The organism is Pseudomonas iranensis, from assembly GCF_014268585.2.
GTDB lineage: Bacteria > Pseudomonadota > Gammaproteobacteria > Pseudomonadales > Pseudomonadaceae > Aquipseudomonas > Aquipseudomonas iranensis.
Genome location: NZ_CP077092.1, coordinates 4,473,054 through 4,491,604 on the forward strand (window position 1 = coordinate 4,473,054; position 18,551 = coordinate 4,491,604).

The following is an 18,551-nucleotide window of genomic DNA, read 5'->3' on the forward strand; positions in this document are numbered from 1 at the left end:
CTAGATTAAAAAACGATCAACGATCAAGGCTTTGACAATGACTTGCGAACGCGACAACTGCGACGACCTTCTGCTCGACAATCAGGCGTGCTTCGCCCTGCACTCGACCTCGCTGATGATGACCAAGGTCTACAAGCCGCTGTTGCAGGCGCTGGGTCTGACCTATCCGCAGTATCTGGCGATGATGGTGTTGTGGGAGAAGGACGGTCTGACTGTCGGAGAAATCAGCGCACGCCTGCTGACCGATCCGGGATCGCTGACGCCATTGCTCAAGCGTCTGGAAGCCGAAGGCCTGCTCAGCCGCACCCGCAGTCGTGAAGATGAGCGGGTGGTGATTGTCGAACTGACCGCAGCAGGCCGCGCCTTGCGTGACAAGGCGCAGACCGTGCCGCAGTGCATCCTTGGCGCCAGTGGCTTCACCCTTGAACGTCTGCAGAAATTGCAGGCAGAGCTGCAAGCGCTGCGCGGACATCTGCAAGACAGCCTGAATTAAGCCCCGCTACATTCCCCTGTGGGAGCGAGCCTGCTCGCGAAAGCGTCCGATCAGACAGCGAGTCGTTGAATGTTCCACCGCCTTCGCGAGCAGGCTCGCTCCCACAGTGATTTCAGCGCCAACAAAAATATTTTTCCCGCCTGCATTCCCTCGTCAAGCGCTCTAAATCAAGCCTTACCCGCCCCTTCCACGCTATGCCCTTGAGCAAAACGCGATTTTTATTAAAAATTTATCTTGCGCGCTAAACATTAGCGCTATACATTCTCTTCACACCTACTTAGCGCGCAAACAATTAGCGCGCAACACCACAACCAATGAGGCTCACACCATGCAAACTCTCTACACCGCAATCGCAACTTCCACTGGCGGCCGTGACGGTCGTGCGATCTCCAGCGACAACGTACTCGACGTCAAACTGGCCACCCCGAAAGAACTCGGCGGTGCTGGCGGCGCGGCGACCAACCCTGAGCAACTGTTCGCTGCCGGTTACTCGGCCTGCTTCATCGGCGCACTGAAATTCGTCGCCAGCCAGACCAAGCGCAAGATTCCTGACGACGCGTCGATTACCGCCCATGTCGGCATCGGCCAGATCCCTGGCGGTTTCGGTCTGGACATCGATTTGCACATCAGCCTGCCGGGCCTGGAACAAGCCGACGCGCAGTCGCTGGTCGACGCCGCTCACCAGGTCTGCCCGTACTCCAACGCCACCCGTGGCAACGTTGATGTGCGCCTGCACGTAACCGTGTAATCACTCAAGCCCCCGGCCCGAACAAGGAAAAATGAACATGAACACTTTCAGCAAAGTCTTGACCGGTACCCTTCTCGCCCTGTCGGTACACAGCGCTTTCGCCGGTGATGTCGAACACAACACCCAGGCATTCCTCGATGCGCTGAATTCAGGCAGCGGCAAGCCGATCGAGCAGCTGTCGCCCAAGGATGCCCGCGCCGTGCTGGTCGGCGCGCAGTCCGGGGTCAAGTTGACGTTGCCCAAAGCCGATGTCAGCGAGAAGACCATCCAGGTCGATGGCCAACCGCTGAGCCTGACCATCGTCCGGCCGGCCGGGGTCAAGGGTGAGCTGCCGGTGTTCATGTTCTTCCACGGCGGCGGCTGGGTGCTGGGGGACTTCCCGACTCACGAACGTCTGGTACGCGATCTGGTGGTCGGTTCGGGTGCGGCGGCGGTGTTCGTCAACTACACCCCTTCGCCGGAAGCGCATTACCCGGTGGCGATCAACCAGGCCTACGCTGCGACCAAATGGGTGGCGGAACACGGTAAAGAGATCAATGTCGACGGCAAGCGCCTGGCCGTGGCCGGCAACAGCGTCGGCGGCAACATGGCCGCAGTGGTTGCGCTGATGGCCAAGGACAAGGGCACCCCGGCGATCAAATTCCAGGTGCTGCTGTGGCCGGTGACCGATGCCAACTTTGACACCGGTTCGTACAACCAGTACGCCGAAGGGCACTTCCTCACCCGCAACATGATGAAGTGGTTCTGGGACAACTACACCACCGACGCCAAACAGCGCAACGAGATCTACGCGTCACCGCTGCGCGCTACTACCGCACAGCTCAAAGGCCTGCCGCCTGCACTGGTGCAGACTGCCAGCGCCGACGTGCTGCGCGATGAAGGCGAAGCCTATGCGCGCAAACTCGACGAGGCCGGGGTTCCGGTAACGTCGGTGCGCTACAACGGCATGATTCACGATTACGGTTTGCTCAACGTGGTCAGCCAGGTACCGGCGGTGCGTTCGGCGATGTTGCAGGCGTCTGAAGAACTGAAGCAACACTTGAAGTAACCACCGTCCCATTGTGGGAGTGAGCCTGCTCGCGAAAGCGTCCCGTCAGACAGCGCTTCATTGAATGACACACCGCATTCGCGAGCAGGCTCGCTCCCACAGGGTTCCGAGTGTTTCTTACAGGCACAAAAAAACCCGACTCAATGGTCGGGTTTTTTCTTTCCGCAAAAAACAGTGCTTATTTTGCACGGCCTTTGTAGGAACCGCCTTCGCGGGTATCGATCTCGATCATGTCGCCGATTTCGATGAAGTCGGCAACCGACAGCTCGGTACCGTTCTTCAGTTTGGCAGGCTTCATCACCTTGCCGGAAGTGTCACCGCGAGCGGAGCCTTCGGTGTAGTCAACCTGACGCACGATGGTGGTCGGCAGCTCTACGGAAACCAGGCGCTCTTCGAAGAACACGGCTTCGCAAACGTCGGTCATGCCTTCTTCAACGAAAGGCAGAACGCTTTCGATGTCTTCGGCGTTCAGCTCGTACATGGTGTAGTCAGTGGTGTCCATGAACGTGTAGGTGTCACCGCTGATGAACGACAGGGTGGCTTCTTTACGATCCAGGATCACGTCGTCCAGTTTGTCGTCCGCACCGTAAACGGTTTCGGTCTTGTAACCGGTCAGCAGGTTCTTCAGCTTGGTCTTCATGATCGCGCTGTTACGGCCCGACTTGGTGAATTCAGCTTTCTGAACCAGCCAAGGATCGTTGTCGATACGGATCACGGTACCGGGTTTGAGTTCTTTACCAGTTTTCATTGCGAATATCCGAATTTGGATGGGATTTACAAAAATCTAGGCCGCGTATCATATCCAATTTACATAAAACTGTACCAGCGCCGTGGCAAGATCCGCCTGCAAGGCCTGTTCCAGACACCATGCCTCGGCGTTTTTCTCGAGTTCCGGCCAATGATTTCGCACCGCCAGCCAGTGCTCGCCGATCGGTTGACCGGCACTCCACGCTCGCCACAGACCGTTCATCGCCTGCGCCGCAGCGGGCGGAAGGCCGTGAGTGTAGAGCGCGAGAAAAGCATCGAGCTTGTCCAGATGGATGTCATCGTCCTGCTGATAGATGTGCCAGAGCATCGGCCGCCCCGCCCATTGCGCGCGAACGAATGAATCTTCACCGCGCACCGCGTTGAAATCGCAGCACCAGAGCAGATGGTCGTACTGGTCCTGACGGACGAACGGCAGCACTTGCACGGTCAGGGACTCGCGCACATGAATCGCGCCGACCGTCAGGGTTTCCACATTTAGCCAGCGCGCCACATCGCCGAGAATCCGCCCTTCCGGCACCAGCAGGTGAGTCGCCTGTGCATCGGCCGCCAGCACGTCCAGCCAACTGGCCAACCCGGGGTTTTCATAAGCAAACAGCGAGATCAGTTGCGCGTCCGGAGCAGGATCGATACCCAAGGCTTGCAGGAAATGTCGCTGGGCCGGCCGATCCTGCTGAAACTGCCGACGCTGTTCGAGCAGTCCGCGTTCGCGCAGCAGGCCACCGGTGCCCGGTTTGAAGCCTGGAAAGAAAAAGAACTTCTGCACCGTTTTGTATTTTACCGACGGCAAGCCGTGGCAGCCGGTGACCCAGTCTTCGGCGCTGAGATAATCGAGGTTGAGCCACAGCGGTGGCGTTTCCCGTGCGGCCATGCTGTCCATGTAATCAGTGGGCAACTGACAGGCGAAGGCGGCGATGACTACGTCGGCCGCCTCGGCGTGCAGCCATTCGCTCGGCCACTGACGCACCTCGACGCCCTGCTGCCATTGCTGCACAACATCGACATCGATCTCAGGACAGAGGCGCTCGAACGCGCGCAGATCATCCACCCACAGGCGCACCGGCAAGGCATGCTCGGCCACCAGCTGCCGGGCCAGGCGCCAGGTCACGCCGATGTCACCGAAGTTATCGACCACGGTGCAGAATATGTCCCAGCGGGGTTTCGCTTCAGGCATGCCGTTCTCCCGTTGGCAAAAAACCTCGATTGTCCGCATAAATGCGCTCGCGCAGAAGAGCCGACGGCGATTAATCTTCGTGCGACAATCGCCGCTTGCCCGCAACCATCCGCCAGGAGGCCGCCATGCCCTACCGTCCCAATCCGCGTCGTCCCTTGCCTGTTCAGCTTAGCGCGCTGCATCTGACCGGCAGCATTGCGCTGGGCCTGTGGCTGGGGTTCCTGGCGATTGCGCTGACCTGCTGGCTGCTTTCGCGCTTTATCTTTCCCGAGCAACTGGCCCCTGTCGCGCAAGCGGTACAGCAGCGCGTCAATCCCCCGGCTGTGGCGCCCGTGCAGGTTCAGCCTGACATTCCGCCGCAAAGTCCGCTGTTCCAACAGTACGAAGAAAACCTGCGCAAGAATGAACAGCAGGCCCGACTGGATCAGGCGCGCGCCAATTCGCGTAACGCGTCCAATCCGAAATGCCAGTTCTGGCTGCAGCAGGACCAGACCGCGCCGACCGAAAAGAGCCGCGCCAACGTTTTGCAATTCTGCGATTGATCATGAACAAACACAGCGTCCACCAGTTGATTCTCGACAAGCTGCGCATCGACCTCGACATCGCCGAGCGCGCCGCGCAAACCGCTTACGAAACCGCGACCCACGAAGAAAATATCGCCGAAAACAAATACGACACGCTGGGGCTGGAGGCGTCGTATCTGGCGGCGGGTCAGGCGAAGCGGGTTGAGGAAATCCGTCAGTCACTGGCGCTGTGTCAGAACCTGACGTTGCGTGCCTACGATGAAAATCGCGGCATTGAAGTCGGCGCCCTGCTCGGTCTGGAGGACGAAAAGGGTCGCGAGCAATGGCTGTTTCTGGCGCCGGATGCGGCGGGGCTGAAAGTCGACGTGGTCGGTCAGCCGATCACCGTCATCACCCCACGCTCGCCGCTGGGCAAAAGTCTGCTGGGCAAGTTCGCGGGCGATGAGGTGGAGATTCTGGTGGCGGGCACCCGGCAACAATTTGCTGTCACCGAGGTGCTCTGAAGCGGGTGCTTAGTGAACGGGCAGTTCGACGCCGTCGAACAGCTCTTCGAGCTCTTGCTTGTTGTGGCACTGAATGGCCTTGGCCATGACTTCGCGGGTCAGGTGCGGGGCGAATTTCTCGATGAAGTCGCACATGAAGCCACGCAGGAAGGTGCCACGACGGAAACCGATCTTGGTGATGCTCGACTCGAACAGTTCGCTGGCATCCAGCACCACCAGGTCGTTATCGAGCTTGGTATCGACGGCCATCTTAGCCACGATGCCTACGCCCAGACCCAGACGCACGTAGGTTTTGATCACGTCGGCGTCAGCAGCGGTGAACACCACTTTCGGCGTCAGGCCACGATGGCTGAAGGCTTCGTCGAGCTTGGAACGGCCGGTGAAACCGAACACGTAAGTAACAATCGGATATTCGGCCAGCGCTTCGAGGGTCAGCTTCGGCAGCTTGGTCAGCGGGTGGCCGTGGGGTACGACCACGCAGCGGTTCCAGCGGTAGCACGGCATCATCACCAGATCACCGAACAGCTCCAGCGCTTCAGTGGCAATGGCGAAATCGACGGTGCCGTCAGCGGCCATTTCGGCGATCTGCATCGGCGAGCCCTGATGCATGTGCAGCGCCACGTCCGGGTATTGCTTGATGAAATTGCTGATCACCGGCGGCAGCGCGTAACGTGCCTGGGTGTGGGTGGTGGCGATCGACAGGGTGCCCTTTTTCTCGTTGGAGAATTCCTGGGCAATCTGCTTGATGCTTTCGACTTTGCGCAGGATCTCGCCAGCGGTGGTGATGATGCGCTCGCCGGCCGGGGTGACGCGGGTCAGGTGCTTGCCGCTGCGGGCGAAGACTTCGACGCCCAGCTCGTCTTCCAGCAGGCGGATCTGCTTACTGATGCCCGGTTGCGAGGTGTACAGGCTTTGAGCGGTAGCGGAAACGTTGAGGTCGTGGTGCGCCACTTCCCAGATGTAGCGCAGTTGTTGAAGCTTCATATCAATCCCTCAAAGCAGGTAGACGCCACGGGCATCAGCGACGGTATATAACTATATTAATGGTTCGAAGAATAAATCTAGAACTTTTTTATCAAAACGCCATTATTCCTGCTTCAGCGATCCTCACGCCGCCGGCGTTCCATCAGCGGCACCAGATAGACCGGCACCTTGGCCAACTGCAGGACCCGCGCCGCCGTGCGCCCCAACGGCGTTTCCGCGCCGACGCCATGGCTGTGACTGCCGACGATCAGCAGATCGACCGAGAGCTTGTGCACCTGGTCGAGAATCACCTGCGACGGATCACCCTGCAGCACGCGCACCGCGCGAATGCGCTGCAGATCCTGTTCGCCGTCGTCCCCCAGTTCTTCACGAAAGCTGTCGAGCACCCGTTGTTCGATATTGGCGATGACTGTTTTCAGACCCTGACTATGGAATTCGTTCAATGCCTGTTCGTCGAGATAGCTTTGCAGCACCGACTCGGCAAACAGGCCCATGGGTTCCACCGCGTGTACTACATACAGATCGGCATTGAAGGTGCGCGCCAAGGCCAGGGCATGCTGCATCACGAACGGTGCGTACAGACCGAGGTCGGTGGCATACAGCATTGAGCGAATCATGGGACCTCCTCGCGAGCCAACGATGGCGGAGATTGATTCAGCTTAGCAGTGCCTTGGCGAGTACGACGTGCGACGCAACGTCCTGAATGAAAAGGCTCTAGATCGACGGTTCGTTGCTGATGCCATGGGGCACGTGGCCGGTGGCGACCACTTCGCGAGCCAGTTCGCAATGGCCGGTCTGGTCATCGAAGAACACGTCGGCGGCGAAGGCTTCGAGGAACGCCGATTTGGTCAGACCACCGAGAAACAGCGACTCATCGAGGCGAATATCCCATTCCCGCAAGGTGCGGATCACCCGCTCATGGGCCGGCGCCGAACGCGCGGTCACCAGCGCCGTGCGGATCGGGCAATCGTCATCGGGAAACTCGCGCTGCAACAGATTGAGCGCTGCCAGAAAGCCCTTGAACGGCCCACCACGCAATGGCTCGCGTGCCGATTCGCGTTCCTTGGCCTGAAACGCTTCCAGGCCGCCGGACTGATAAACGCGCTCGGACTCGTCGGAAAAGATCACCGCGTCACCGTCAAAGGCGATACGCAATTCATCACTGGCCGCGCGGCTCGCGCCTCCGGACAGAATCGTCGCGGCGGCGAACCCGGCGTCCAGCGCCGCACGCACGTCTTCGGCGTGGGTCGAGAGAAAGAGGTCGCAGCCAAACGCTTTCAGATACGGATACGGACTGCGCCCGCCGACGAACGCCGCACGAGAAATCGCCAGACCGTAATGATGAATCGAGTTGAACACGCGCAGCCCGGTGTCGGCGCTGTTACGGGAAACCAGAATCACCTCGACCCGCGCGCGGCCGAGGCGACTGTTCAAGCTCAGGAGTTTTTCCACCAGAGGGAACGCATCGCCCGGCGCGAGGATTTCGTCTTCGTGCTCGATCTGATATTGCCGATAGGCTTCGACGCCGCTCGACAGGTAGACCTTGTGGCTTTCGCTCAGGTCGAACAAGGCCCGCGAGGAAATCGCCAGCACCAGTTTGTCATCGATGTTATTGGCCATGCCTTCCCCCAGAACAACCGACTCAGGTATTGCGTCGGTCGATAAAACCCAAATGGCGATACAACGCCTCGATGCGCGGCAACTCGCACCCCGCCGCTTTCGCCGCCGCCAGTGGCCGGGCGTAGATCGCCTCCAGCTCCAGCGGACGCTTGTATGCAAAGTCGTGGTACATGCTCGGCCAGTAATCGGGCATTTTTTCCGTCATGGTGAACAGGTATTCGGCGTAACCGGGCGGGATCTCGTATCCACAGGCCCGGGCGCCCTGCACCACTTCCGCCATCAACGCCTGAATCGACACGCGGCTGTCAGCATCAGCCATCAGCGCTTCGGTTCCCGCGCCGAGCAATACCGAAAGTCCGTTATAGGGAATATTCCACACCAGTTTCTGCCAGCGCGCCTGATGCAGGTTGGCCATCGCCTGCGAGTCGATGCCGGCGGCACGGAACAGTCCGGCGCCCTCCTCGACGATCGCCATGCGCGCTACTTCATCAATGGCCGAGCCGCTGTGATAACCGACATTCACCGCGCCAAGGGCCTGATGGGTAATCTGCCCCGGCCCCTCGCGGTGCACGCAGATCAGGCACAGACCACCGAGCAGATGCAGCGAATCCGGCAACAGCGGCCGCAGGCTGTCTTCGACATCCAGACCGTTCTGCAGCAACAGCACTTTTGCGTCAGGTTTGGAGGCCTGAATGATCGCCGGGGCCAGACCGGCGTTGCTGGTGGTCTTGGTGCCGACCAGCAGCCAGTCACAGGGCGGCATGTCTTCGGCAGCGGAATAGGCATTGACCGGATGCAGCGTCAACGGCCCATGCACCGCACTGTTGATCTGCAAACCGCGCTCAGCCACGGCGGAAAATTCGCTGCGCAACAAAAAGTGCACCTCAAACCCGGCACGCGCCAGCATCACCCCGTAGAACCCGCCGATTGCACCGGTGCCGATAATCCCCACCACCGGTTTGCTGACTGTCTCGCTCATGGCAACTCCTCTGCAATTCGACCCAGCGCCTGTGCCACTGCCTGGTTGAGCTCATCAACCGTCAGACGAGTGTGCACTGCGCCAAAGAACTCGCCGTCGCACACCACAAACAGCGCCGGCAAATGAAACACCTGATAACGCTCGACCAGGCCGCCATTGTTGCCGGCGTCGATCCAGCACAGCCGATCGATCGCCAGCGGCAATCCCGGCAACACCTCGCGGGCATAACGACAACTGGCACAGCCGACGCTGGTGAAGATCACCAGAGAAACCCCGCGCATCGCCAGCAGCCGCTGGTCGGCGTCGAAGTCGGTCAGCTCGGATTCGACCACTATACTGGGGGAAACAATGTCAGATGGCCGACACAGGGAGTCTGTGCTCATGGGACGTTTCATTCCTCATCCGGACGAAGTGCCGGTTGAATTGACGTTACTCAAGCCTGAATGCATTTCCAGACAACAGCTGCACACTATCAGCCTCGGCGGCATCGCTTGCAATTACCACCGCGCCTGGCGCCATGGCACTGCGCTGCAAGTACGCATGCCGACGCTGAATGCCGACTTCTGTTATCCGGGCTATGTGGCCTGGTGTCTGCGGCGTAAAAAAGGCTATCTGGTGGGCATTGCCTTCACTGACGAACAGACCCTGTTCAGCGCGCGAATGGGTGAGCAGGTGTGTCAGATCGAACGCTATTCGCGCATGCAGGACAGCCACGACGATCTGCAGGATAGTCAGGCGCTGGCCCTGCAATGGGTCGAGGAGCACGCCGAAGAGTTCTCCCACGACAACCTGCGCAAGGCTTTTGCGCAGCCAGCGCTGGACTAAAGCACGGTTTGCCCATTGTCGAGCCGCCTCTGACGCGCTAAGGTTCGGCTCCCCCGACGCGCTAAATCTGCTGTGCTCCGCCGCGCGGGGATCGCTGGCGGCCGGCACCCGTGACCTGACGAGTAAACGATGGCTGATTTACCGATCAACGACCTAAACGTCGCCTCTAACGAGACCCTGATCACTCCCGATCAGCTCAAGCGTGATATCCCCCTGAGCGACGCCGCCCTGCGCACCGTCACCAAGGGCCGCGAAGTCATTCGCAACATTCTCGATGGCACCGACCACCGTCTGTTCGTCGTGATCGGCCCGTGCTCGATTCACGACATCAAGGCTGCCCACGAATACGCCGATCGCCTCAAGGTGCTCGCCGAGGAAGTCTCCGACACCCTGTATCTGGTCATGCGCGTGTATTTCGAGAAGCCGCGCACCACCGTCGGCTGGAAAGGTCTGATCAACGATCCGTATCTGGACGACTCGTTCAAGATCCAGGACGGTCTGCACATCGGTCGTCAGTTGCTGCTCGACCTGGCCGAGAAAGGCCTGCCGACTGCCACCGAAGCCCTCGACCCGATCTCCCCGCAGTATCTGCAGGATCTGATCAGCTGGTCGGCCATCGGCGCGCGTACCACCGAATCGCAGACTCACCGCGAAATGGCTTCCGGCCTCTCCTCGGCGGTCGGCTTCAAGAACGGCACCGACGGCGGCCTGACCGTGGCGATCAACGCCTTGCAGTCGGTGTCCAGCCCGCACCGTTTCCTCGGCATCAACCAGGAAGGTGGCGTGTCGATCGTCACCACCAAAGGCAACGCCTACGGTCACGTGGTGCTGCGTGGCGGTAACGGCAAGCCGAACTATGATTCGGTCAGCGTGGCCCTGTGCGAGCAGGCGCTGAACAAAGCGAAGATCAAGCCGAACATCATGGTCGATTGCAGCCACGCCAACTCCAACAAGGACCCGGCCCTGCAACCGCTGGTGATGGAAAACGTCGCCAACCAGATCCTCGAGGGTAACCAGTCGATCATCGGCCTGATGGTCGAAAGCCACCTGAACTGGGGCTGCCAGGCGATTCCGAAAGACCTCGCCGACCTGCAATACGGCGTGTCGATCACCGATGCCTGCATCGATTGGTCCGCTACCGAAAACACCTTGCGCAGCATGCACGCCAAGCTCAAGGACGTATTGCCGAAGCGTCAGCGCACGTAAGCTGCGTTTTACGGGCATAAAAAAACGCCGGACATTGTCCGGCGTTTTTGTGTGTGCGATTCAGATCTTCGCGGCGCGACGCTGATGGCGTTCCATGTAGCGCTCGACGTAGGAGCAAGACGGGATCACCGTGTAGCCCATTTCTTCGGCGTATTGCAGCGCGCGTTCAGTCAGCGCTGCGGCAATGCCACGGCCGCGCAGGGCATTAGGCACGAAGGTGCGGTAGATATCCAGGGTCTGCTTGCCCAGATCCATGTAGGTCAGGTAAGCACGATGACCGTCCACAGTGGTCTCGAATTGATGACCAGCCTGGTCATGGTGGATGGACAACGCCTCGCTCATCACTACTCCTCGCGGGTCTTGAATTGTGACCCCTACCTTACCGATGTTTTTCCGGCGAAGGAACATCTACGCCACCCCGTGCCTGATGGACACTGAGAAGAGCCACACCGATCTCGCGCAATCTGACACCTGCTGAATAGTAGGCACCATTGGCGAAAATGCTCAAGGTACGCTCGTCATCGGACGGTTTGGGGGCAAAGGCTTCGATGCTCGCAGGTTCGGTCGCAGACCCTCTTTGCGCGCCGCTTGCCTGAACATTGCCGGAATGTTGAGACTTAAGACGTGCAAGCTTTTTTAAAGTCACCTGAACATCAACAAAGATACGCGAAGCGCTTCGCAGAACCTGAACAAAAGTGTGGACGAATTCATTTAGAAAGACTTTAGCCGAAGTCGCAAAAACAGCATGCGACGGTGGGAACTTTTTCCGTTTGAGTCGCTCACGCCGGGGCTTGCAGCTGGATATTTTTTATACAGCGCAGTTAAAAGTTGCTCGAAAAAGAATCAACGCCTACAATTTTTTTTGCTTCTTGCGCTACGTCAGTTTACTTACTACAAGTAATGGGTAGTATGTACGCCGGCTATTTCCTCAATCGTGAGGAGACAGCCACTTAATTTGAAAGTCCTTGAAGGGGAACACGATGAACAACGTTCTGAAATTCTCTGCTCTGGCTCTGGCCGCAGTTCTGGCTACCGGTTGCAGCAGCGCATCGAAAGAAACCGAAGCACGTCTGACCGCTACTGAAGACGCAGCTGCTCGCTCCCAGGCTCGTGCAGACGAAGCTTACCGTAAAGCTGATGAAGCTCTGGCTGCTGCTCAAAAAGCACAACAGACTGCTGACGAAGCTAACGAGCGTGCTCTGCGCATGCTGGAAAAAGCTAGCCGCAAGTAATAATCCCTCGGGATTGTTATCGAGCCGATCCGGTTTTCCGGGTCGGCTTTTTTGTGCCCGGTGCTTTTCTCCGGGCAATAAAAAACCCACCGACGCTGCACGCCTCGGCGGGTTTCCGATCAATGCTTATTGCTGCAGATCGATCGGTGCACTGCTGACCATTGGCGCCGAGGTATTCGGCACGGCGATCTCAACCGGCAGGCCGTCTTCGGCCGCAACCACATCACGCACCACATCCCAGTTCATGCGCAGGTTGCTGGTGATGTCTTCACGCTTGAGCATCGCGTTGATCACCGCGGTGTGCTTGTCGACCACCGACGGGTTGCCCTTGTCGTCGAGCGGCGTGTGCGCTTCCAGATAGACCTTGCCGCCACTGCGACCGAACTTGTACGGGTCGTTGATGATGCGCACCGAGGTGCCGACCGGGACCATGCCGGCCATTTCCAGCACGTTGTTGTTGAACATGCGGAAGCAGCCGTGGCTGGTGCGCATGCCGATGCCGAACTTCTTGTTCGAACCGTGGATCAGGTAGCCCGGTGTGCCGAGGGTGAACTTGAACGGCCCCAGCGGGTTATCAGGACCGGCCGGCACCACATTCGGCAGCGGATCACCGTCAGCGGCGTGTTCGGCCTTGATCGAAGCCGGAGGCGTCCACGTCGGGTTCGGCGTCTTGGCGATGATCGAAGTGTGCGCGATCGGCGAGCCCCAGCCTTCACGGCCGATGCCCAGCGGGAAGGTGTACACCACGTCGCGGCCTTTCGGGTAGTAATAAAGACGGTATTCGGCAAGGTTGATGACGATGCCTTCACGCGGGCCCGGCGGCAGGATGAAACGCGTCGGCAGGACGATCTCGGTACCGGCGCCCGGCAGCCAGGCATCGATGCCCGGGTTGGCCGCAACCATTTCCGAATAGCCCAGATCGTAGGTGGTGCCCAGGTCGGCGAAGGTGTCTTCGTACTTGGCTTTGATCACCTGCACCTGGCCGACGATGTCCTCGCCGGGTGGTGGCAGGGGAAGCTCCAATGCAGCAACGGGACCGGCCACACACAGGGCGGCAAGTGACAGGCAGCGGGTGACGGCAGGAAAGCGCGGCAACATCCGGAAAATCCTTCGCATGATCATCAAGGGTATAAGGGCGCGATTGTACACCGCGGCCTGGGGATTCGGGAGACACGCCGATAGACCGTGTCGCGCCCTGAAAGATCGCAGCCTCGTTGCACTCGTCAGCTCCTACATTTGCAACGCATTCCCTGTAGGAGCTGACGAGTGCAACGAGGCTGCGATCTTTTGATCTTAAAGTTCGAATCGAAGCTCGGGCCAGATCGGCGAGGTGCCGCGCTTCTGCGATTCGAGAATCGCCCGGCACAGCGAGCACAGACGCTGATCCTGGAACACCCGGCGATCAACATTCGACCAGCGCGGTTGCGCCGGCAGCAGAGTGCCGCACAGCGTGCGATCGGCCGAGCCACCGAGTTCCAGCTGACGCGTCACCAGATGCACCCGCACTTCCTGGCAGGCGAACAGATCCAGCTGCTCGTCAGGCTCGATCAGTTGGTAGGCAAACAGGGACCAGGCAGGACGCGGCATCGGGGGCTCCAAATTAGGGGGCGCCACATTAGCCGAAAGCCTGCCACTAGAAAAGCCTCATAACAGCGGTTTTAGCGTCGGCCAGACATTTTCCAGCAACTTGCCCTGAGCCCCGGCCGCCGGGTGCAGACCGTCGGCCTGCATCAGCTCCGGATGACCACCGACACCTTCGAGAAAAAACGGCACCAACGGGATGTTTTTCTCTTCGGCGAGCTTGCCGTAAACCTCGGCGAACGAATCGGTGTAGCGCTTGCCATAATTGGGTGGCAACTGCATGCCGAGCAGCAGCACTTTCGCGCCGCTCTGCCGCGAGCTGTCGATCATCGAGGAAAGATTTCGTTGCAATTGCGCTGGCGGCATCCCGCGCAGGCCGTCATTGCCACCCAGCTCGAGGATCACCAACTCCGGCTTATGCTCTGCAAGCAGCGCCGGCAGCCGCGCCTGGCCTCCGGCACTGGTGTCGCCACTGATCGAGGCGTTGACCACTTTATCGTCGAAACCCTCCTGTTTGAGCCGCTGCTCAAGCAGCGAGACCCACCCCAGACGGGTATCCAGGCCGAAACCGGCGCTGATACTATCGCCAACGATCAGGACAGTACCCGCCGCTGCGTTCTGGGCCATGCACATCAAGGCCAGGCCAGCACTCAAAAACCATACACGCATCGGATTCTCCATGGGCGCAAGCATTCTCACCGCGAAGAACCTCAGCAAAGTGGTCCCTAGCGCGGAAGGTGAACTGACTATCCTGCACGAACTCAGCCTGGAACTGAACAAGGGCGACAGCCTGGCCATCGTCGGCGCGTCCGGTTCCGGCAAATCCACCCTCCTCGGCCTGCTCGCCGGTCTCGACCTGCCGAGCAGCGGCGAAGTCACCCTCGCCGGCCAGGGCCTGAGCAATCTCGACGAAGACCAGCGCGCACGAATCCGTGCCGAGCACGTCGGGTTTGTCTTCCAGTCATTTCAGTTGCTCGACAGCCTGAATGCGCTGGAGAACGTCATGCTCCCGCTTGAGCTCGACGGCCGCAAAGATGCCCGCGAGCGCGCCACGCAATTGCTTCAGCGCGTCGGCCTCGGGCAGCGCCTGACCCACTCGCCGCGCCAGCTCTCCGGCGGTGAACAGCAGCGCGTGGCCATCGCCCGCGCCTTCGCGGCCGAACCGGACGTGCTGTTCGCCGACGAGCCGACCGGCAACCTCGACAGCCACACCGGCGAGCGCATCAGCGACTTGCTGTTCGAATTGAACAAGGAACGCGGCACCACCCTGGTGCTGGTGACCCACGACGAACGCCTGGCCCATCGCTGCCGGCGCCTGATCCGTCTTGAAGCCGGGCTGCTGGTCGCCCCTCTGGAGCCTTGATGGCACGTCTGCCGCTGTTGCGTCTGTTCAGCCTTGCCCTGCGCCAGCTCATGCGCGATGCCCGCGCCGGTGAGTTGCGCGTGTTGTTCTTTGCGCTGGTGGTGGCCGTCGCGGCGAGCACCGCGATCGGCTATTTCGGCGCCCGCCTCAATGGCGCGATGATGCTGCGCGCTACCGAGTTTCTGGGTGCCGATCTGGTCCTTGAAGGCAGCTCGCCGGCCCGCGAGGAGCAAATCCGCAGCGGCACCGAACTGCGCCTGAATCATGCGCAAGTGGTGGAGTTTTCCAGCGTCATTGCCACCGACAACGGCATTCAGCTGTCGAGCATCAAAGCTGTCGACCGTGCCTATCCACTGCGTGGCGAGCTGAAGAGCGCGCCCGCACCCTTTGCCCAGGAAGAAGTCGGCGGCGAACCGCAACCCGGTGAAGCCTGGGTCGAGGCGCGTCTGCTGACCGCGCTGGATCTGAAGATCGGCGACAACATCGACGTCGGCATGAAGACCTTGAAGCTGACCCGCGTGCTGACCTACGAGCCGGATCGCGCTGGCAACTTCTACAGCCTGACGCCACGGGTGCTGATCAATCTTGACGACCTCGCCGCCACCGGCGTGGTGCAACCGGGCAGCCGGGTAAGCTATCGAGAACTGTGGCGCGGTGAACCGCAGACGCTGGAAACCTATCGTGAATTGATCAAACCAGGCCTCGCTGCCAATCAGCGAATCCAGGATGCCCGTGATGGCAACCGACAGATTGGCGGCGCGCTGGGCAAGGCCGAGCGCTACCTGAACATGGCCAGTCTGGTTGCGGTATTGCTGGCTGGCGTAGCCGTGGCGTTGTCGGCGAACCGTTTCGCCAGTCGGCGTTTCGACGCCAGTGCCTTGCTGCGCTGCCTCGGCTTGTCGCGCCGGGAAACCATGGTGCTGTTCAGCCTGCAACTGACCGTGCTCGGCCTGATTGCCGCCATCAGTGGCGCCCTGCTCGGCTGGCTGGCGCAACTGGGGCTGTTCGCCCTGCTGCATGATTTGCTGCCAAGTGACGTGCCACCGGGCGGGCTGTTTCCGGCGATGGCCGGAATTGGCACCGGACTGGTGGCGCTGGCCGGTTTTGCCTTGCCGCCTTTGGCTGCACTGGGTCGCGTGCCGCCGCTGCGGGTGTTGCGCCGCGATATGCTGCCGATCCCCTCGAGCACATGGATGGTCTACGGCGCGGCGCTGGGTGCGCTGGGCCTGATCATGTGGCGTCTGAGCCTCGACCTGCTGCTGACCTTCGCCCTGCTTGGCGGCGGCGTGGTCGCCGCGCTGGTGCTGGGCGGCCTGCTGTTGTTGCTGCTGCAAAGCCTGCGCCGCATGCTCGCCCGCGCTTCGTTGCCATGGCGTCTGGGCCTTGGCCAGTTGTTGCGGCATCCATTGGCGGCGGCCGGGCAGTCGCTGGCGTTCGGTCTGATCCTGCTGTCGATGGCGCTGATCGCACTGCTGCGCGGCGAACTGCTCGACACTTGGCAAAACCAGCTACCGAAAAACGCGCCGAACTACTTCGCGCTGAATATCCTCCCGGCGGACAAACAGGCTTTCGCCGATCACCTGATCAAGGTGTCGGCGCAAGCGGCGCCGTTGTATCCAGTGGTGCCGGGTCGGTTGATCAGCATCAATGGCGAAGCGGTACAACAGATTGTCAGCAAGGACTCGGCCGGCGACCGCGCCATCCAGCGTGACTTGAGCCTGACCTGGGCGGCGGATCTGCCGGCCGGCAACAAGCTCACCGCCGGCTCGTGGTGGAGCGGCCAGCCGTCCGGCGACGTGCCGGGGGTTTCGGTGGAAGGCAAGGTGGCCGAAAGCCTGAAACTCAAACTCGGCGATCACATGGTGTTCAGCGTCGGCGGGGTCAATCGCGAAGCGAAGGTCACCAGCCTGCGCGAGATCAACTGGGACAATTTCCAGCCGAACTTCTTCATGATCTTCCAGCCCGGCACCTTGAAGGATCTGCCGGCGACCTACCTGACCAGTTTCTATCTGGCGCCGGGGCATGATCAGCAGATTGTCGAGTTGTCGCGGACCTTCCCGGCGGTGACCATCCTGCAGGTCGAAGCGTTGCTCGAACAGCTGCGCAGCATCCTCGCTCAGGTCACCCTGGCGGTGGAATATGTGTTGTTGTTTGTTCTGGCTGCGGGGATGGCGGTGCTGTTCTCCGGTCTGCAAGCGACGCTGGATGAACGCATTCGCCAAGGGGCGCTGTTGCGCGCGCTGGGTGCCGAGCGGCAGTTGCTGATCAAGGCGCGGCGTATCGAATTCGGCTTGTTGGGCGCGGTAAGCGGCTTGCTCGCGGCGATCGGTTCGGAGGTGGTCAGTCTGGTGCTGTACCGCTTCGCCTTTGATCTGCCATGGCATCCGCATCCATGGCTGCTGGTGCTGCCGCTGATTGGCGCCGCGCTGATTGGTGGCGCCGGTGTGTTCGGCACGCGGCGCGCGCTGAATGCCAGCCCACTGACAGTGTTGCGCGAGGGTTGATAGACTCACGCGGTCTTAATCACAAGAAGTCGCCATGAGTCGTTATCGCCCTCCCCGCACCGCCGGCACCGCGCTGATCACCCCCGAGGGTGAAGCGCGGATGCGCGCCGAATTCCATGAGTTGTGGCATGTACGTCGCCCGCAGGTCACCCAGGCGGTGAGTGAAGCGGCGGCGCAGGGCGATCGTTCGGAAAACGCCGAGTACACCTACGGCAAAAAGATGCTGCGGGAAATCGACAGTCGCGTGCGTTTTCTCACCAAACGCCTGGAAGCGCTCAAGGTGGTCAGCGAAAAACCCAGCGACCCGAACAAGGTCTATTTCGGCGCCTGGGTAACCATCGAAGACGAAGACGGCAAGCAATCGCGCTACCGCATCGTCGGCCCCGATGAACTGGACCTCAAACAGGGTTTGATCAGCATCGACTCGCCGCTGGCCCGCGCGCTGATCGGCAAGGCACTCGACGCGGAAGTGCGGGTGCAGACGCCGACCGGCGAGCAGTTCGTTTACATCGTTGCGATTGAATACCCGTAAGTCTGATCAGCGCCGAGTGATCAGGCCCTGCCGTGCAACGCGGGTGAGTTGCTTGATCATCTCCGGCGCATCGTCTGCGCTCGGCGCCTGAATCACCGCCAGATCAAAGCTGTCGGTGGCGAAACGCGCCAGCGACTCGCCGTCATCGACAAACTGGATCAGGAACGCGGCAGGACCGCCGCTGCGACGTGGCCAGCCATCGAGATAACGCAACAGCGTCGGCTGGTGTTTGCCGCCAAGAAGGATTTTCGGGTTGCGCTGGGTGACATGTGCCGTGATCGGCGCGGGACGTGCTGGAGGGCGTAGTGCGTTCATCGTGTCGTGTCTCTGCCTCAAAAGTCTGCATGGCAGGTGAGAGGCAACACCGAACCAGCGCTTTAGCGGTATTTCGAAGCCCTGTTCCGGCTTCTGACGGTAACTGTAGAAGTCACCTGGCGCCCCGCAAGTAGCTGTTTAAATCGGCGCATGGG

24 protein-coding genes are annotated in these 18,551 nt (G+C 60.4%); 11 read left to right on the plus strand and 13 right to left on the minus strand.

Going from position 1 to position 18,551, the window contains the following annotated elements:
• Window positions 1–37 precede the first annotated feature (37 nt).
• The 3 genes from HU724_RS20050 (at window position 38) to HU724_RS20060 (ending at window position 2,289) form a co-directional block, all read left to right on the plus strand.
• Window positions 38–493, plus strand: a complete 456-nt coding sequence (locus tag HU724_RS20050; protein ID WP_073472431.1) for a MarR family winged helix-turn-helix transcriptional regulator — start codon at window positions 38–40, stop codon at window positions 491–493.
• 328 nt (window positions 494–821) lie between these two features.
• Window positions 822–1,241, plus strand: a complete 420-nt coding sequence (locus HU724_RS20055) for an organic hydroperoxide resistance protein (protein WP_007940002.1) — start codon at window positions 822–824, stop codon at window positions 1,239–1,241.
• 37 nt (window positions 1,242–1,278) lie between these two features.
• The gene (locus HU724_RS20060) at window positions 1,279–2,289 is read left to right on the plus strand and encodes an alpha/beta hydrolase (RefSeq protein ID WP_024013773.1); all 1,011 of its coding nucleotides are present in this window, start codon (window positions 1,279–1,281) and stop codon (window positions 2,287–2,289) included.
• A gap of 178 nt (window positions 2,290–2,467) precedes the next feature.
• Here HU724_RS20060 and HU724_RS20065 read toward each other — a convergent pair whose 3' ends face one another.
• Window positions 2,468–3,037, minus strand: a complete 570-nt coding sequence (locus tag HU724_RS20065) for an elongation factor P (RefSeq protein ID WP_003226785.1) — start codon at window positions 3,035–3,037, stop codon at window positions 2,468–2,470.
• A 48-nt stretch (window positions 3,038–3,085) separates the two neighbouring features.
• Window positions 3,086–4,228 carry an elongation factor P maturation arginine rhamnosyltransferase EarP gene (earP, locus tag HU724_RS20070; RefSeq protein ID WP_186567873.1) on the minus strand — a complete coding sequence of 381 codons (1,143 nt, stop codon included), beginning with the start codon at window positions 4,226–4,228 and terminating at the stop codon, window positions 3,086–3,088.
• 125 nt (window positions 4,229–4,353) lie between these two features.
• Between earP and HU724_RS20075 the strand changes: the two genes are divergently transcribed.
• Window positions 4,354–4,770: a hypothetical protein gene (locus HU724_RS20075; RefSeq protein ID WP_056788478.1), complete on the plus strand. Its 417-nt coding sequence runs from the start codon at window positions 4,354–4,356 to the stop codon at window positions 4,768–4,770.
• A 2-nt stretch (window positions 4,771–4,772) separates the two neighbouring features.
• Window positions 4,773–5,255, plus strand: coding sequence for a GreA/GreB family elongation factor (locus HU724_RS20080; protein WP_024013776.1), 483 nt, complete (start codon window positions 4,773–4,775; stop codon window positions 5,253–5,255).
• Between the two features lie 9 nt (window positions 5,256–5,264).
• Here the strand turns inward: HU724_RS20080 and cysB are convergent, their stop codons facing one another.
• The 5 genes from cysB to HU724_RS20105 all read right to left on the minus strand — a co-directional run bounded on the left by cysB (window position 5,265) and on the right by HU724_RS20105 (window position 9,221).
• A complete protein-coding gene (gene cysB, locus HU724_RS20085; RefSeq protein ID WP_016770873.1) occupies window positions 5,265–6,239 on the minus strand; it encodes an HTH-type transcriptional regulator CysB in 975 nt (324 codons plus the stop codon).
• 113 nt (window positions 6,240–6,352) lie between these two features.
• Window positions 6,353–6,856 carry a universal stress protein gene (locus HU724_RS20090; protein WP_016770874.1) on the minus strand — a complete coding sequence of 168 codons (504 nt, stop codon included), beginning with the start codon at window positions 6,854–6,856 and terminating at the stop codon, window positions 6,353–6,355.
• Between the two features lie 97 nt (window positions 6,857–6,953).
• Window positions 6,954–7,859: a 5'-nucleotidase gene (locus HU724_RS20095; RefSeq protein WP_039759920.1), complete on the minus strand. Its 906-nt coding sequence runs from the start codon at window positions 7,857–7,859 to the stop codon at window positions 6,954–6,956.
• A 22-nt stretch (window positions 7,860–7,881) separates the two neighbouring features.
• Window positions 7,882–8,838 carry a putative 2-dehydropantoate 2-reductase gene (locus HU724_RS20100; RefSeq protein WP_186567871.1) on the minus strand — a complete coding sequence of 319 codons (957 nt, stop codon included), beginning with the start codon at window positions 8,836–8,838 and terminating at the stop codon, window positions 7,882–7,884.
• Entirely contained in the window at window positions 8,835–9,221 is a 387-nt protein-coding gene (locus HU724_RS20105; protein WP_186567869.1) for a thioredoxin family protein, read from the minus strand. Before HU724_RS20105 ends, HU724_RS20100 begins: the two co-directional genes overlap by 4 nt.
• On the opposite strand from HU724_RS20105, the gene HU724_RS20110 reads away from it, so the two are divergent.
• Window positions 9,220–9,663, plus strand: a complete 444-nt coding sequence (locus HU724_RS20110) for a PilZ domain-containing protein (RefSeq protein ID WP_024013780.1) — start codon at window positions 9,220–9,222, stop codon at window positions 9,661–9,663. The two genes, HU724_RS20105 and HU724_RS20110, sit on opposite strands and share 2 nt — an antisense overlap.
• A 129-nt stretch (window positions 9,664–9,792) precedes the next feature.
• On the plus strand, window positions 9,793–10,869 hold the full coding sequence (locus tag HU724_RS20115) for a 3-deoxy-7-phosphoheptulonate synthase (protein WP_016770878.1): 1,077 nt from the start codon (window positions 9,793–9,795) through the stop codon (window positions 10,867–10,869).
• A gap of 60 nt (window positions 10,870–10,929) precedes the next feature.
• Here HU724_RS20115 and HU724_RS20120 read toward each other — a convergent pair whose 3' ends face one another.
• Both HU724_RS20120 and HU724_RS20125 read right to left on the minus strand, forming a co-directional pair.
• Window positions 10,930–11,211 (minus strand): GNAT family N-acetyltransferase, encoded by a 282-nt coding sequence (locus HU724_RS20120; RefSeq protein WP_016770879.1) that lies wholly within the window; start codon window positions 11,209–11,211, stop codon window positions 10,930–10,932.
• Window positions 11,212–11,248: 37 nt separating this feature from the next.
• Entirely contained in the window at window positions 11,249–11,515 is a 267-nt protein-coding gene (locus HU724_RS20125; protein WP_186567867.1) for a hypothetical protein, read from the minus strand.
• A 334-nt stretch (window positions 11,516–11,849) separates the two neighbouring features.
• On the opposite strand from HU724_RS20125, the gene oprI reads away from it, so the two are divergent.
• Window positions 11,850–12,101, plus strand: a complete 252-nt coding sequence (gene oprI, locus HU724_RS20130) for an outer membrane lipoprotei OprI (RefSeq protein WP_003183784.1) — start codon at window positions 11,850–11,852, stop codon at window positions 12,099–12,101.
• 126 nt (window positions 12,102–12,227) lie between these two features.
• Here the strand turns inward: oprI and HU724_RS20135 are convergent, their stop codons facing one another.
• From HU724_RS20135 to HU724_RS20145, 3 genes are all read right to left on the minus strand, one after another.
• The gene (locus HU724_RS20135) at window positions 12,228–13,199 is read right to left on the minus strand and encodes a L,D-transpeptidase family protein (RefSeq protein WP_024013783.1); all 972 of its coding nucleotides are present in this window, start codon (window positions 13,197–13,199) and stop codon (window positions 12,228–12,230) included.
• Between the two features lie 195 nt (window positions 13,200–13,394).
• The gene (locus HU724_RS20140) at window positions 13,395–13,688 is read right to left on the minus strand and encodes a hypothetical protein (RefSeq protein ID WP_016770881.1); all 294 of its coding nucleotides are present in this window, start codon (window positions 13,686–13,688) and stop codon (window positions 13,395–13,397) included.
• A gap of 57 nt (window positions 13,689–13,745) precedes the next feature.
• The gene (locus tag HU724_RS20145) at window positions 13,746–14,351 is read right to left on the minus strand and encodes an arylesterase (RefSeq protein WP_186567865.1); all 606 of its coding nucleotides are present in this window, start codon (window positions 14,349–14,351) and stop codon (window positions 13,746–13,748) included.
• 10 nt (window positions 14,352–14,361) lie between these two features.
• Between HU724_RS20145 and HU724_RS20150 the strand changes: the two genes are divergently transcribed.
• Genes HU724_RS20150 through greB form a run of 3 tightly spaced genes read left to right on the plus strand, consistent with a single transcriptional unit; the run spans window position 14,362 to window position 18,081 of the window.
• Complete coding sequence (locus HU724_RS20150; RefSeq protein ID WP_016770883.1) at window positions 14,362–15,045, plus strand: ABC transporter ATP-binding protein; 684 nt, start codon at window positions 14,362–14,364, stop codon at window positions 15,043–15,045.
• Window positions 15,045–17,549: an ABC transporter permease gene (locus HU724_RS20155; RefSeq protein WP_186567864.1), complete on the plus strand. Its 2,505-nt coding sequence runs from the start codon at window positions 15,045–15,047 to the stop codon at window positions 17,547–17,549. Before HU724_RS20150 ends, HU724_RS20155 begins: the two co-directional genes overlap by 1 nt.
• 34 nt (window positions 17,550–17,583) lie before the next feature.
• On the plus strand, window positions 17,584–18,081 hold the full coding sequence (greB, locus tag HU724_RS20160; protein ID WP_071173132.1) for a transcription elongation factor GreB: 498 nt from the start codon (window positions 17,584–17,586) through the stop codon (window positions 18,079–18,081).
• Window positions 18,082–18,087: 6 nt separating this feature from the next.
• On the opposite strand, the gene HU724_RS20165 is transcribed toward greB, so the two are convergent.
• Window positions 18,088–18,396 carry a hypothetical protein gene (locus HU724_RS20165; protein WP_016770886.1) on the minus strand — a complete coding sequence of 103 codons (309 nt, stop codon included), beginning with the start codon at window positions 18,394–18,396 and terminating at the stop codon, window positions 18,088–18,090.
• Window positions 18,397–18,551 lie beyond the last annotated feature (155 nt).

Coding starts and splice junctions, on each gene's coding strand:
- HU724_RS20050 (WP_073472431.1), top strand. CDS start 38: ATGACTTGCGAACGCGACAACTGCGACGACCTTCTGCTCGACAATCAG.
- HU724_RS20055 (WP_007940002.1), top strand. CDS start 822: ATGCAAACTCTCTACACCGCAATCGCAACTTCCACTGGCGGCCGTGAC.
- HU724_RS20060 (WP_024013773.1), top strand. CDS start 1,279: ATGAACACTTTCAGCAAAGTCTTGACCGGTACCCTTCTCGCCCTGTCG.
- HU724_RS20065 (WP_003226785.1), bottom strand. CDS start 3,037: ATGAAAACTGGTAAAGAACTCAAACCCGGTACCGTGATCCGTATCGAC.
- earP (WP_186567873.1), bottom strand. CDS start 4,228: ATGCCTGAAGCGAAACCCCGCTGGGACATATTCTGCACCGTGGTCGAT.
- HU724_RS20075 (WP_056788478.1), top strand. CDS start 4,354: ATGCCCTACCGTCCCAATCCGCGTCGTCCCTTGCCTGTTCAGCTTAGC.
- HU724_RS20080 (WP_024013776.1), top strand. CDS start 4,773: ATGAACAAACACAGCGTCCACCAGTTGATTCTCGACAAGCTGCGCATC.
- cysB (WP_016770873.1), bottom strand. CDS start 6,239: ATGAAGCTTCAACAACTGCGCTACATCTGGGAAGTGGCGCACCACGAC.
- HU724_RS20090 (WP_016770874.1), bottom strand. CDS start 6,856: ATGATTCGCTCAATGCTGTATGCCACCGACCTCGGTCTGTACGCACCG.
- HU724_RS20095 (WP_039759920.1), bottom strand. CDS start 7,859: ATGGCCAATAACATCGATGACAAACTGGTGCTGGCGATTTCCTCGCGG.
- HU724_RS20100 (WP_186567871.1), bottom strand. CDS start 8,838: ATGAGCGAGACAGTCAGCAAACCGGTGGTGGGGATTATCGGCACCGGT.
- HU724_RS20110 (WP_024013780.1), top strand. CDS start 9,220: ATGGGACGTTTCATTCCTCATCCGGACGAAGTGCCGGTTGAATTGACG.
- HU724_RS20105 (WP_186567869.1), bottom strand. CDS start 9,221: ATGAGCACAGACTCCCTGTGTCGGCCATCTGACATTGTTTCCCCCAGT.
- HU724_RS20115 (WP_016770878.1), top strand. CDS start 9,793: ATGGCTGATTTACCGATCAACGACCTAAACGTCGCCTCTAACGAGACC.
- HU724_RS20120 (WP_016770879.1), bottom strand. CDS start 11,211: ATGAGCGAGGCGTTGTCCATCCACCATGACCAGGCTGGTCATCAATTC.
- oprI (WP_003183784.1), top strand. CDS start 11,850: ATGAACAACGTTCTGAAATTCTCTGCTCTGGCTCTGGCCGCAGTTCTG.
- HU724_RS20135 (WP_024013783.1), bottom strand. CDS start 13,199: ATGTTGCCGCGCTTTCCTGCCGTCACCCGCTGCCTGTCACTTGCCGCC.
- HU724_RS20140 (WP_016770881.1), bottom strand. CDS start 13,688: ATGCCGCGTCCTGCCTGGTCCCTGTTTGCCTACCAACTGATCGAGCCT.
- HU724_RS20145 (WP_186567865.1), bottom strand. CDS start 14,351: ATGCGTGTATGGTTTTTGAGTGCTGGCCTGGCCTTGATGTGCATGGCC.
- HU724_RS20150 (WP_016770883.1), top strand. CDS start 14,362: ATGGGCGCAAGCATTCTCACCGCGAAGAACCTCAGCAAAGTGGTCCCT.
- HU724_RS20155 (WP_186567864.1), top strand. CDS start 15,045: ATGGCACGTCTGCCGCTGTTGCGTCTGTTCAGCCTTGCCCTGCGCCAG.
- greB (WP_071173132.1), top strand. CDS start 17,584: ATGAGTCGTTATCGCCCTCCCCGCACCGCCGGCACCGCGCTGATCACC.
- HU724_RS20165 (WP_016770886.1), bottom strand. CDS start 18,396: ATGAACGCACTACGCCCTCCAGCACGTCCCGCGCCGATCACGGCACAT.